Here is a 12,082-nt window from a genome sequence, read left to right on the forward strand (position 1 = left end):
AAGGGGCTCAGCGCTCAGGCGCAATCAAGGCACAGAGCTTGGCAGTGGCCGCGATCATCTGCCCACTGGGCCGTTCCAGACCCTTGTCCCTCACCAGCAACAACCGTCCCTGCCGCACCGCCGCGATCTGCGGCCAGGCCTTCCAGGCATCCAGCTGCCCCTGGGCGGTGGCCAGGATCGCCTGCGGATTACGCTGCAATACCGATTCGATACTGACCTGGGGCGCCGGCAGGTGCTGGTCGGCAAATACATTGCGCGCCCCGCAGACGCTCAAGGCTTCACTGATGATCTGCCCACCGCCCACGGTGTATAACGGCTGATCCCAGACCTGATAGAACACCGGCACGGCGGGCTCGCGCTGATAGCGTGCACGCAGGCTGGCCAACTGACCATTCAACTCGTCTGCCAGTTTTCGCCCGGCGGCCGGGCGGCCCAGGCGCTCGCCGATCTCGGCGATCTGCGCCAGCAACTGCAGGAAATCATGGGGTTCGGCAACATAGGTGGGAATGCCCAGGCGCGCCAGTTGGTCGCGCTGGGCCGGGCCAACACTGCCCGGCCAAAGCAACAGCAGGTCAGGTTTGAGGCTCAGTAGGCGCTCGATATCCAGCTGGCCGTAACGCCCCACCGAAGGCAGGTGTTTGAGCGACGCTGGCCGCTCACCGGCGTCCAGCACTCCCACCAGCAACTCGGCAGCGCCCAGCTCCACGACGATTTCCGTGAGCGACGGCGCCAGGCTGACCACTCGCGGCGCAGCCAGCGTCGGAACGCTGGCCAGCAGGCACAGGACCGCCAGCCAGCGCCACATCAGCCCAGCTGACGAGGAATACGGTAGAGGTAGAACAGCACCGCGGTGGACAGCGCCAGGAGCATCAGCGGCACCGCTTCCAGGCCGACAAACACTGCCAGGGCACCGATCCAGGCGGGCAAGGATGCCGCCAGGAAGGCGGCGCGACGACGGGCCGCCAGGGTGATCCAGGCGGCAGGCTCCTCAGGGGTATCGAGGGCTTTGCCGGCGGCGATCAAGGCATGCTTGTAGCCGTTGAAAAAACGCAGGCTGACGAACATCGAGGCCGTACCGGCGATAAAGAATGGCATCGCCAGCACGGGCATCAACGCCTCGCCCTGACCAAACACCAGGTTGATCACAAACAGCGGCAGCAAGGCCAGAGCCAGGTATTGCCACCAGCTTACGGTCAGACGCCGTTTGACTTGACCCCGAGTCACGCGCGGTCGACCTCGCCCTGGTGCTCGTTGCCCATCATGTGGTCGAGCTTGCTGGCCTTGGTCGCCAGGTACAGCTTGTTGTGGGGGTTGTGCCCGGTGTGCAGCGGCACCCGCTCGGCAACCTGGATGCCCATCTCGGTCAGTGCCTTGACCTTGCGCGGGTTGTTGGTCATCAGGCGTAGGGACTTGACCCCCAGATGCTCGAGCATCGGCAGGCACATGCCGTAGTCACGCTGATCCGCGGCGAACCCCAGGCGCTCGTTGGCTTCCACGGTATCGGCACCACCATCTTGCAGCTCATAGGCACGGATCTTGTTCAGCAGGCCAATACCGCGACCTTCCTGACGCAGGTACAGCAATACGCCACGCCCTTCCCGGGCGATGGCCCGCAGGGCGGCTTCCAGCTGCGAGCCGCAATCGCAACGCTGGCTGAACAGGGCGTCACCGGTCAGGCATTCGGAGTGCAGGCGACCGAGAACCGGCGCGCCATCGGCGATGTCCCCCAGGCTGAGCACGACGTGCTCGCGACCGGTGGCTTCATCGAGAAAACCATGCATGGTGAATTGCGCAAAAGGTGTAGGCAGCTTGGAGGCGGCAACAAAAACGACGGGCACTGTTGTGCTCCTGATCTGTATGAGGACTGGAGATTCGCAGAGGCGGCATTGTAACAGCAGCCTCCACTGTACGCTTAGGCTGAATTATCGGAGATAAAGATCGATAAGTTTGATCAACGGACCGCCGGACGCGGACTCCCATCAAAGGGATAAGGCTGCTTCCAACGCTCGAAGATTGGCCGTAATCGCCCTGTACTCACCAACTGCGCCATGCGCTGGTCATACAGCTCGCGCATTTCCCGGCCCCGGGGATTACTGGCAAACCCCAGGTACAGCGGCAGCTCGGCCAAATGGGTGCGCTTGAACTGGCTCGGGTCCTGAGCCTGGCTCAGCACATAATCGATCTCGGTCTGGGCATCGATATAGTAGTCGGCGCGACTGTAGAGCAGCATCGGCAGGATACCGACACGCCGCCGGATCTCGTTGTAGCGGCGAACATTGGGCAGGTAGTCCTGGTACTTGTAGCCACGCACCCAGACCAGCCGGTAACTGCCGAGCGTCGCCAGGCTCAGTTCCGGACTGCTCGCCAGGCCCAGGGCGTAGATGTGGTCCGTGTCGTAGTTCCAGTGCGGGTAGAGCACGCCCGGCGATTCGTCGCGATAAGCCCCAACCTGTGCATCCACCTCGCCGCGCTGCACCAACCCGACCGAACGGGTATAAGGCACGCTGTAACGCTCGATGGTGATTCCCACGGGCTCGAAGACTTCGCGCAGGATGTCCCAGGCCAACCCATCGCCGTCGGCCTCGGTGTATTCGCTCCAGACCTCACTGGCGATGCGAATCTGCCCGGATGGCGCCTGCAGCTCGCCGGCCCGGACGCTGCAACAGCTCCAGGCAACCAGCAACACCAGCAGCACGCGGCAGACATCCATGCCTAATTCCTCAGTTGAAGCACCACACCAGCCCTTGCATCGCCAACCAGGCAAACACGCCAGCCAGCACATCATCGAGCATGATGCCGACACCGCCATGCACATGCCGGTCGACCCAGCGAATCGGCCACGGCTTGAGAATGTCGAAGAAACGGAACATTAGAAACCCCGCCAACAGCCAGTACCAGCCCTCGGGCACCAGCCACAGGGTGATCCACATACCGACCATCTCGTCCCAGACGATACCTTCGTGGTCATGCACCCGCAGATCGTCGGCGACCTTGCCGCACAGCCAGAAGCCGAACAGCATGGTGACGCCGAGCATCAGCCAGTAACCCCAGTCCGGCAACATCTGCCACAGCGGGATGAAGGGTAGTGCAACCAGCGAGCCCCAGGTGCCTGGCGCCTTGGGCAAGGTGCCGGAACCAAAACCGAACGCCAGGAAATGCCAGGGATTACGCCAGACCGACGGCGGTACGAACTCCGCCGGGACCTGTTTGGGATGATCTGTCACGGTGTCTCCGCAAAGTGTTGATAACCCCGGGTGCCGGGGGTGATGTCCTGGCCGCCGGCGTCCAGCAGGGTCACGCCCTGCCCGGCCACCACTTGCCCCACCACCTGCACCGGCCAACCAGCCGCCAACAGCGGCGCCAGCTCGGCAGGCGGCAAGGTAAAGGCCAGGACATAGTCATCGCCGCCACTCAAGGCCGCAGCGCGGGCACCCTGTTCGCCAAGAAAGCTCAACAATGCTGGCGACAGTGGCAATTTCTCCACCTCCACCTGCAAGGCGACCTTCGAAGCGGCCGCGATATGCCCGCAATCGGCCAGCAGGCCATCGGAGATATCCAGGGCCGAGGTGGCCTTGCCCCGCAGTGCCTGGCCCAGGGCCAATTGCGGTTGCGGTGACCAGTAGTGAGCCAGCAAGGGGGCGGCGATGGTTGCATCAGCGCTGCGCTGGCCCAGGACCAGCGGCAGGGCTCCGGCGGCATTGCCCAACTCACCGCCGACGCACAGCAAATCACCCACACGGGCACCACTGCGGGTCAGGGCAAGGCCTGCGGGCACTCGCCCGAAGACGGTCAGGGTCAAGGTCAGCGAGCCACGAGTGGTGTCGCCACCAATCAGGCGCACGTCGCAACTCTGGGCCATGGCGTTTAAGCCGCGGGCATAGGCCTGCAGCCAATCGGCGCTTACCGTCGGCAGGGTCAGGGCAAGGGTAAAGGCCAGCGGGGTGGCGCCCATGGCAGCCAGATCGCTGACAGCCACCGCCAGGGAGCGTTGGCCTAAAAGATAGGGGTCGCAGGGATCGGCGAAATGCACACCGGCCACCAGGGTGTCGGTGGAAATCGCCAACTGCTCGCCCGGAGCAACCGCCAGCAAGGCGCAGTCGTCACCAATCCCCAGGGCAACACCCTCGCCGCCTTGCGCACAAGGCGCGGCAGCGAAGAAGTTACGGATCAGCTCAAACTCGCCCATGGCAGCTGCAAGCGCGGTTCAGCGCTTGAACGCCTTCACTTCAGCTTCACGCAGGCGTGGGGCCAGCTTGTCGAGAACACCGTTGACGAACTTGTGGCCGTCGGTGGAACCGAAAACCTTGGCCAGTTCGATACCTTCGTTGATCACAACGCGGTACGGCACGTCGACGCGCTTGAGCAGTTCCCAGGTGGACAGCCGCAGGACCGCCAGCTCAACCGGGTCCAGCTCATCGATGGCCAGGTCCAGGCAAGGCACGAGCGCGTTGTCGATCTCGTTCTTGTTGGCCGGAACTCCGTGCAGGATCTCCCGGAAGTAGGCGCCGTCGATGTCAGTGAAATCGTTGTCGACCCGAAACTGTGCTTCGATCTCGTTCAGCGAATGCTTGGCCATGTGCCATTGGTACAGCGCCTGGGTCGCGAGCTGACGGGCTTCGCGACGCTTGGCGCTCTTGGATGGCTTGCCGGCGTTGGCAGGCTTGGGATCGCGCGGGTTGAAACGATCGCTATCGTCGCTAATCACTTGGCCTCCAACTGCGCCAGCAGGCTGACCATTTCCAGGGCGGACAAGGCAGCTTCGGCCCCTTTGTTGCCGGCCTTGGTGCCGGAACGTTCGATGGCTTGTTCGATCGAGTCAACGGTCAGCACGCCGAAGGCCACTGGCACGCCGAACTCCATGGACACCTGGGCCAGGCCCTTGGTGCACTCGCCGGCCACGTATTCGAAGTGCGGAGTACCGCCACGAATGACCGCGCCCAGGGCGATGATCGCCGCGAACTCACCTTTCTGTGCGACTTTCTGCGCGACCAACGGAATTTCGAAGGCGCCAGGGGCACGGATGATGGTGATGTCGCTTTCGCTCACGCCATGGCGAACCAGGGCGTCAACCGCGCCGCTGACCAGGCTTTCGACGACGAAGCTGTTGAAACGGCCGACCACCAGGGCATAGCGGCCTTTAGGGGCGATGAAGGTACCTTCGATGGTCTTCAGGGTCATTCGACAAATCTCTTAAAGAGCCAGAGCGTGTCTAGCACACACTCTTCAGTGATATTTGAACCGCGAATTTCAAGCCGGAAACGACCGGCTTTTATTCGGAGGGCACGTATTCTACAACTTCCAGGTCGAAACCGGATATCGCATTAAACTTCATCGGCGCACTCATCAGGCGCATTTTACGTACGCCCAGGTCGCGAAGGATCTGCGAACCGGCACCGACGATGCTGTAGGTGGTGGGTTTCTTCACCGGCTGGTGTTCCGCGGTTTCACGGATGTGCGCCAGCAGTACATCGCCATCCAGCGGGTGACCCAGCAACAGCACCACGCCACTGCCGGCCTCGGCCACTTTGACCATGGCCGCGCGCAGGCTCCAACGGCCCGGCTGCTTGACCATCAGCAAGTCGCGCAGCGGGTCCATGTTATGCACGCGCACCAGGGTCGGCTCTTCAGCACAGATATCGCCCAGGGTCAGGGCCATGTGCACGTCGCCTTCCACCGAATCACGATAGGTCACCAGGTTGAACTGGCCCAATTCGCTGTCCAGGGGCTGCTCGGCAATCCGCTGAACGGTACGTTCGTGGATCATCCGATAGTGAATCAGGTCGGCGATGGTGCCGATCTTGATGTTGTGTTCAGCGGCGAAGGCTTCCAGTTCGGTACGACGGGACATGGTGCCGTCGTCGTTCATCACTTCGCAGATCACCCCGCTTGGCTCGAAACCGGCCATGCGCGCCAGGTCGCAGGCGGCTTCGGTGTGGCCGGCACGGGCCAGGGTACCGCCGGGTTGGGCCATCAGCGGGAAGATGTGACCCGGGCTGACGATGTCCTCGGCCTTGGCGTCCTTGGCCGCTGCCGCTTGTACGGTACGCGCACGGTCAGCGGCAGAGATGCCGGTGGTCACGCCTTCGGTGGCCTCGATGGAAACGGTGAACTTGGTGCCGAAGCCGGAACCGTTGCGCGGCGCCATCAGCGGCAACTTGAGCAGCTCGCAGCGCTCGCGGCTCATGGGCATGCAGATCAGGCCACGGGCGTGCTTGGCCATGAAGTTGATGTGTTCGGCCTTGCAGCACTCGGCGGCCATGATCAGGTCGCCTTCGTTCTCGCGGTCTTCGTCATCCATGAGGATGACCATCTTGCCTTGGCGGATGTCTTCAACCAGTTCTTCGATGCTGTTGAGCGCCACGCGGCACCCCCTTGGGTCAGGATTTGAGATAGCCGTTAGCGGCCAGAAAACTTTCGGTAATGGTGCCGCCGGTGGTGGCTTCAGCCGCCTTGTCACCCAACAGCAGGCGTTCCAGGTAGCGCGCCAGCAGGTCGACCTCGAGGTTGACCTGCCGACCCGGCCGGTAGTCGGCCATGATGGTTTCCGCCAGGGTGTGGGGCACGATGGTCAGCTCGAACTCGGCGCCATTGACCGCGTTGACCGTCAGGCTGGTGCCGTCGACGGTGATCGAGCCTTTATGGGCGATGTACTTGGCCAGTTCTTTCGGTGCGCGGATGCGGAACTGAATGGCCCGGGCATTTTCTTCCCGCGCCACCACTTCGCCGACACCGTCGACGTGACCGCTGACCAGGTGACCGCCCAGACGGGTGGTCGGGGTCAGGGCTTTCTCCAGGTTGACCCGGCTGCCGGCTTTCAACTGATGGAAGGCCGTGCAATCGAGGGTCTCGCGGCTGACATCGGCCCAGAAACCATCGCCAGGCAGCTCAACCGCAGTCAGGCAGACGCCGTTCACCGCGATGCTGTCGCCCAGTTTGACGTCGGCCAGATCAAGCTTGCCGGTTTCTACATAGACCCGCACATCTCCGCCTTTTGGGGTCAATGCGCGAATACTGCCGATGGATTCGATGATGCCGGTGAACATGGAGTCCTCCTCGAGAACAGGGCCGCCGGGTAGGCGAAAGTCGGGAATTATACGCTCGCTGGCGGGGCCGGGATGGCAGTGACTCGCCAGTCATCGCCCACCGCACGCATTTCAATGATCTTGAGCAACGGTGCCTCGCTCATCTGCGCCAGCGGCCAGTCCAGCAACGGCCGCGCCGAGGAACCGAGGAACTTGCAGGCGACGAAGATCTGGTACTCGTCCACCAGCCCCTGCTGGGCAAAGGCTCCCGCCAGCCGCGGGCCGGCTTCCACCAGCACTTCATTGACGCCACGGGCGGCCAGCTCCAACAGCAAGCGATGCAGGTCGACCTGGCCATCGGGACCGGGAACGATCAGGCACTCCGGGCCGTTGGCATATTGCTCTTCCACGGCCGCACAGGTGGCCACCAACACCGGTCCGGCCTTGAAGAACGGCGCGTCGAGAGGCACCCGCAAACGACCATCGATCAACACCCGCAGCGGTGGGCGACTCATGGCCAGGGCAGTCTGCTCAGGGTCCAGGTCCAGCTCAGCGGCGCGGACGGTCAGCCGGGCGTCATCCGCCAGCACTGTGTCGGCACCGGTCAGCACCACCGAAGATTCGGCCCGCAGACGCTGCACCGCAGAACGAGCGGCAGGCCCGGTAATCCATTGGCTCTCGCCACTGGCCATGGCAGTGCGACCGTCGAGACTCATCGCCAGCTTGACCCGCACATAAGGCAGGCCGTGCTCCATGCGTTTCAGGAAACCCTTGTTGATCGCACGGGCCTCGGCTTCCAGTACACCGCTGTGGGTATCGATGCCGGCCTGGGCCAGACGCTGTAAACCGCGACCGGCCACTTCCGGGTTCGGGTCCTGCATCGCCGCAACCACCCGCGCCACCCCGGCATTGACCAGGGCATCGGCGCAAGGCGGTGTGCGGCCGTGATGGCTGCAAGGCTCGAGAGTCACATAGGCAGTGGCGCCACGGGCCAGTTCCCCGGCGGCACGCAGGGCATGGACTTCAGCGTGGGGTTCACCGGCACGCACATGCCAGCCTTCGCCTACCACCTGGCCGTCGCGAACGATGACACAGCCGACGCGGGGGTTGGGATGGGTGGAATACCGGCCCTTGCGCGCCAGTTCCAGGGCACGGGCCATGTAGTGCGCGTCGAGTACCGCTTGCTCCGGGGACAGGCTCATTGCTTGGCCGGCTCGCGGGCGAGACGGTCGATCTCTTCGCGGAATTCGTTGAGGTCCTGGAAACGTCGATAGACCGAAGCGAAACGGATATAGGCGACTTCATCAAGCTTCTGCAGCTCGGTCATCACCAGTTCACCCACGACCAGGGATTTGACTTCGCGCTCGCCAGTGGCCCGCAGCTTGTGCTTGATGTGCACCAGCGCCGCCTCCAGACGCTCGACACTGACCGGGCGTTTTTCCAGGGCGCGCTGCATACCGGCGCGCAGTTTTTCTTCGTCGAAGGGCTGACGGCTGCCGTCAGTCTTGATCAGGCGCGGCATCACCAGTTCGGCGGTTTCGAAGGTGGTGAAACGTTCACCACAGGCCAGGCATTCACGCCGGCGGCGCACCTGTTCGCCCTCGGCGACCAGACGCGAGTCGATGACCTTGGTGTCGTTGGCACCGCAGAAGGGACAGTGCATGGTGGCAGGCAACAAAAAAAGGGAGGGCCATGGTAGCGCATCCCACTGGCAAGACAAGCCATAGCCTTTACGGTATACAGACCGACTATTATGTTTCGCACATGGACATTCGCCTTGTTGGAGCTTCAGATGCCGCTCAGACCGCTCGTTTTGCTCAGTCTCGTCAGCCTGCTGGTCGCTTGCAGCAGCGATGCCCCGAAACCTGCGGCCCCCTCTTCTTCACAGCAACAGACCACGCAAAAAAATCAGGAACCTGCCGATCTTGGGCCATTGCCGGCCTACCAGCGCGAACTGAGCGGTACCCTCGACGGGGTGCCGGCCGGCGCCAACGTCGAGCTGGCGCTGCTGGTGATCGATGAGCGCGGCCGTCCGCAACGCTTGCTGGCCAGCAACAACTTGACCGGCACCAACCAGGCCCTGCCCTTTCGCCTGCGTTTCGCTCCCGACGCCTTCCCCGCCGGCGCCCGGGTCGAACTGCGCGGCCGCGCCAGCCAATCCGGCCAGTTGATCCTGCACCTGCCGGCGGTGCGCATCGACCAACCCACCACCCAGGCCCTGGGACCACTGCAATTCGTCAAAGCCCCATGAAGGTACCGCTCGACCTGCAAGACGCCCTCAGTGATCTGCTGGGTGATGCGCAACTGGTGGCCTGCGAGCTGCCCGACACGCGCCTGAAACTCTGGCTGATCGACGCCCAGAACATGGACCGCGCCTTCACCCCGGAAGAAACCCGACGCATTCTCCATGAACCGCCTTACTGGAGTTTCTGCTGGGCCAGCGGCCTGGCCCTGGCCCGTTACCTGGCCGAACACCCGCACTGGGTGCAAGGCAAGCGGGTGCTGGACTTCGGTGCCGGTTCCGGGGTGGCGGCGATTGCCGCGGCCAAGGCCGGCGCCCTGGAAGTGGTGGCCTGCGACCTCGACCCACTGGCCATCGCCGCCTGCAGGGCCAACGCCGCACTCAACGACGTCGAACTGAGCTATTCAACGGACTTTTTCGCCGAGGCTGATCGCTTCGACCTGATCCTGGTGGCGGACGTGCTCTATGACCGAGCCAACCTGCCGCTGCTGGATGAATTCCTCAGCCGCGGCCGCGAAGCCCTGGTGGCGGATTCCCGGGTCAGGGACTTCCAGCACCCGCTGTATCAGCGCCTGGAAATGCTCAACGCCCTGACTCTGCCTGACCTGGCCGAGCCTTGGGAGTTTCGCAATGTGAGCCTGTATCACGCGCTGCGGCCATTCACCGGCGACCCGGCTGCCACGGGCAATAGCGATCTACTTCGCGCAACTTTATAGTGGTTCCATTCCCGCTTATTCGAGATACCCCATGAGTCAGGACACGCCGTATATCTTCGACGCCCGCACCGCTGATTTCGACCAGTCGGTGATCGAGAACTCCTTCCACAAACCAGTCCTGGTGGACTTCTGGGCAGAATGGTGCGCGCCCTGCAAGGCGCTGATGCCGATGCTGCAACAGATCGCCGAGAGCTATCAGGGCGAGTTGCTGCTGGCCAAGGTCAACTGCGATATCGAGCAGGACATCGTCGCCCGCTTCGGCATCCGCAGCCTGCCCACTGTGGTGCTGTTCAAGGACGGTCAACCGGTGGACGGCTTTGCCGGCGCACAACCGGAGTCCGCAGTACGGGCCATGCTCGAACCCCATGTGCAGATGCCGCCACCCCCTGCCGCCGACCCGCTGGAGCAGGCCGAAGCCTTGTTCAACGACGCTCGTATCGGCGACGCCGAGGCCCTCCTCAAAGTGCTGCTGGGGGAAGACAACAGCAACGCCAAGGCCCTGATTCTCTACGCCCGCTGCCTGGCCGAACGCGGCGAACTGGGCGAAGCCCAGACCGTGCTCGACGCGGTCAAGAGCGATGAACACAAGGCTGCCCTGGCCGGTGCCAAGGCGCAGATCACCTTCCTCAAGCAAGCGGCGGATCTGCCGGATGCCGCCGACCTCAAGGCGCGCCTGGCCAAGGACCCGCTGGACGACGAGGCAACCTACCAGCTGTCGATCCAGCAACTGGCCCGCCAGCAATACGAAGCGGCGCTGGAAGCCTTGCTCAAACTCTTCATGCGCAACCGCAGCTACAACGAAGGCATTGCCCACAAGACCCTGCTGCAAGTTTTCGACCTGTTGGGCAACGATCACCCGCTAGTGACCGCGTATCGCCGCAAACTGTTCGCCGCGCTGTACTGAGACTGATCTGCCGACTTATGTAGGAGCTGGCTTGCCAGCGAAAGGGTTCTGACAGACAGAACCCATTGGCCAGCAAGCTGGCTCCTACAGGATCATTGCACCCAGCTGTAGAGCGGCGTATCGGCGCCGCTGATCACCTTGACCTCGGCGCAGTGGCGCAAGCGCACCAGCAAACGCTTGCCCGCCGCCGCGCTGCCGGTCAGCCCCTGCAACTGCTCCAGCAACTCGGGCCCGCTGATCTGGCCCGCCTTGCGCAACAGATCCTTGGCGGTCTGCCACAACGCATCGTCCTGACTGGCCGGCCGGGTGGCTACCGCGACACTTTCAGGCTTGGCCGCCTGCAACTGCGCGCCCAGTTGCGCCCAATCGCCTTCGTCCAGTTCCAGGGTCAAATCCACCGGCCAATCGCCGATGCTTCCACGAATCCGCAACATCGCTGTGCTCCCACATTTTTCTGACGAGCATGCTCCCACGCGTCTTGCGCAACGCCAAGCGGGCGGTCAAACTCTGCGGCCAATTGTTATAAGATCACATAACATTTATTTCATCTTCGCCCTGGAGACTTGCTATGCGCCGTCTGCTACTCGCCCTGCCCTTCGCCCTGTTGCCGCTGGCCGTTGCCCAGGCCGCGCAAGCCCATGATCACGAGCATGAACACGGCAGCCTCGGCGCCCATGAACACGGCGTGGCCCGTTTGAATGCGGTGCTCGATGGCCAGGCCCTGGATCTGGAACTGGAAAGCCCGGCGATGAACCTGGTGGGTTTCGAACACGCCCCCAGCACCGACGCCGACAAGGCCAAGGTCGCTGCCGCCCGCACTCAACTGGAACAGCCCCTGGTGCTGTTCAGCCTGCCCAAGGCCGCCGCCTGCACCGTGGCCAAACAGGAACTGGAGAGCCCGCTGTTCGGCGACAAGCCCGATGCCGATGCCCACGATGACGATGACAAGGACGCGGCAGGTCATGAACATCACCACGAACACAGCGAGATCCACGCTCACTACCAGTTCACCTGCGCCAAGCCGGACGCCCTGAAGAACCTCGACCTGGGACAAGTCTTCAAGACCTTCCCCGCCACCCAGAAAATTCAGGTACAACTGATTTCGCCAAACGGCCAGCAAGGTGTCGAAGCCACCGCCAAGGCTGCCACCCTGAAGTTCTAAGCGCTGCGCCTGTAGCCGCGGCTCCAGCAGCGGCTA

17 protein-coding genes are annotated in these 12,082 nt (G+C 63.2%); 4 read left to right on the forward strand and 13 right to left on the reverse strand.

Annotation, left to right across the window (positions count from 1 at the left end; genetic code table 11):
• Positions 1-7 precede the first annotated feature (7 nt).
• From PQT43_RS20450 to nrdR, 12 genes are all read right to left on the reverse strand, one after another.
• A complete protein-coding gene (locus PQT43_RS20450) occupies positions 8-805 on the reverse strand; it encodes a cobalamin-binding protein (RefSeq protein ID WP_272754513.1) in 798 nt (265 codons plus the stop codon).
• Positions 805-1,224: an MFS transporter gene (locus PQT43_RS20455; protein ID WP_102865296.1), complete on the reverse strand. Its 420-nt coding sequence runs from the start codon at positions 1,222-1,224 to the stop codon at positions 805-807. Before PQT43_RS20455 ends, PQT43_RS20450 begins: the two co-directional genes overlap by 1 nt.
• Positions 1,221-1,838 carry a GTP cyclohydrolase II gene (gene ribA / locus PQT43_RS20460; protein WP_102865295.1) on the reverse strand — a complete coding sequence of 206 codons (618 nt, stop codon included), beginning with the start codon at positions 1,836-1,838 and terminating at the stop codon, positions 1,221-1,223. Before ribA ends, PQT43_RS20455 begins: the two co-directional genes overlap by 4 nt.
• A gap of 113 nt (positions 1,839-1,951) precedes the next feature.
• Positions 1,952-2,710 carry a substrate-binding periplasmic protein gene (locus PQT43_RS20465; RefSeq protein WP_102882375.1) on the reverse strand — a complete coding sequence of 253 codons (759 nt, stop codon included), beginning with the start codon at positions 2,708-2,710 and terminating at the stop codon, positions 1,952-1,954.
• 10 nt (positions 2,711-2,720) lie between these two features.
• Positions 2,721-3,224: a phosphatidylglycerophosphatase A family protein gene (locus tag PQT43_RS20470; protein WP_102865293.1), complete on the reverse strand. Its 504-nt coding sequence runs from the start codon at positions 3,222-3,224 to the stop codon at positions 2,721-2,723.
• Positions 3,221-4,186 carry a thiamine-phosphate kinase gene (gene thiL / locus PQT43_RS20475; protein ID WP_213665102.1) on the reverse strand — a complete coding sequence of 322 codons (966 nt, stop codon included), beginning with the start codon at positions 4,184-4,186 and terminating at the stop codon, positions 3,221-3,223. The genes PQT43_RS20470 and thiL overlap by 4 nt, the downstream gene beginning before the upstream one ends.
• Positions 4,187-4,204: 18 nt before the next feature.
• The gene (gene nusB / locus PQT43_RS20480; RefSeq protein WP_102865291.1) at positions 4,205-4,705 is read right to left on the reverse strand and encodes a transcription antitermination factor NusB; all 501 of its coding nucleotides are present in this window, start codon (positions 4,703-4,705) and stop codon (positions 4,205-4,207) included.
• A complete protein-coding gene (gene ribH / locus PQT43_RS20485; RefSeq protein WP_003228649.1) occupies positions 4,702-5,178 on the reverse strand; it encodes a 6,7-dimethyl-8-ribityllumazine synthase in 477 nt (158 codons plus the stop codon). Before ribH ends, nusB begins: the two co-directional genes overlap by 4 nt.
• 91 nt (positions 5,179-5,269) lie before the next feature.
• Entirely contained in the window at positions 5,270-6,361 is a 1,092-nt protein-coding gene (gene ribBA, locus PQT43_RS20490; protein WP_102882377.1) for a bifunctional 3,4-dihydroxy-2-butanone-4-phosphate synthase/GTP cyclohydrolase II, read from the reverse strand.
• A gap of 16 nt (positions 6,362-6,377) precedes the next feature.
• Entirely contained in the window at positions 6,378-7,043 is a 666-nt protein-coding gene (locus PQT43_RS20495; protein WP_047306287.1) for a riboflavin synthase, read from the reverse strand.
• Between the two features lie 47 nt (positions 7,044-7,090).
• Positions 7,091-8,224 (reverse strand): bifunctional diaminohydroxyphosphoribosylaminopyrimidine deaminase/5-amino-6-(5-phosphoribosylamino)uracil reductase RibD, encoded by a 1,134-nt coding sequence (gene ribD / locus PQT43_RS20500; protein ID WP_272754515.1) that lies wholly within the window; start codon positions 8,222-8,224, stop codon positions 7,091-7,093.
• A complete protein-coding gene (nrdR, locus tag PQT43_RS20505) occupies positions 8,221-8,685 on the reverse strand; it encodes a transcriptional regulator NrdR (RefSeq protein ID WP_019095943.1) in 465 nt (154 codons plus the stop codon). The genes ribD and nrdR overlap by 4 nt, the downstream gene beginning before the upstream one ends.
• Before the next feature lie 129 nt (positions 8,686-8,814).
• Between nrdR and PQT43_RS20510 the strand changes: the two genes are divergently transcribed.
• The 3 genes from PQT43_RS20510 to trxA are packed head-to-tail and all read left to right on the forward strand — an operon-like array spanning position 8,815 to position 10,884.
• Positions 8,815-9,273, forward strand: coding sequence for a hypothetical protein (locus PQT43_RS20510; protein WP_102865287.1), 459 nt, complete (start codon positions 8,815-8,817; stop codon positions 9,271-9,273).
• A complete protein-coding gene (locus PQT43_RS20515) occupies positions 9,270-9,980 on the forward strand; it encodes a class I SAM-dependent methyltransferase (RefSeq protein ID WP_267268986.1) in 711 nt (236 codons plus the stop codon). The genes PQT43_RS20510 and PQT43_RS20515 overlap by 4 nt, the downstream gene beginning before the upstream one ends.
• A 31-nt stretch (positions 9,981-10,011) precedes the next feature.
• On the forward strand, positions 10,012-10,884 hold the full coding sequence (trxA, locus tag PQT43_RS20520) for a thioredoxin (RefSeq protein ID WP_102882380.1): 873 nt from the start codon (positions 10,012-10,014) through the stop codon (positions 10,882-10,884).
• 92 nt (positions 10,885-10,976) lie between these two features.
• Here trxA and PQT43_RS20525 read toward each other — a convergent pair whose 3' ends face one another.
• Complete coding sequence (locus tag PQT43_RS20525; protein WP_102882381.1) at positions 10,977-11,318, reverse strand: hypothetical protein; 342 nt, start codon at positions 11,316-11,318, stop codon at positions 10,977-10,979.
• Between the two features lie 134 nt (positions 11,319-11,452).
• On the opposite strand from PQT43_RS20525, the gene PQT43_RS20530 reads away from it, so the two are divergent.
• Positions 11,453-12,046 carry a DUF2796 domain-containing protein gene (locus tag PQT43_RS20530; protein ID WP_267268987.1) on the forward strand — a complete coding sequence of 198 codons (594 nt, stop codon included), beginning with the start codon at positions 11,453-11,455 and terminating at the stop codon, positions 12,044-12,046.
• Positions 12,047-12,082 lie beyond the last annotated feature (36 nt).

It is taken from the genome of Pseudomonas sp. BLCC-B112 (assembly GCF_028550695.1).
Taxonomy (GTDB): Bacteria; Pseudomonadota; Gammaproteobacteria; order Pseudomonadales; family Pseudomonadaceae; genus Aquipseudomonas; species Aquipseudomonas danubii.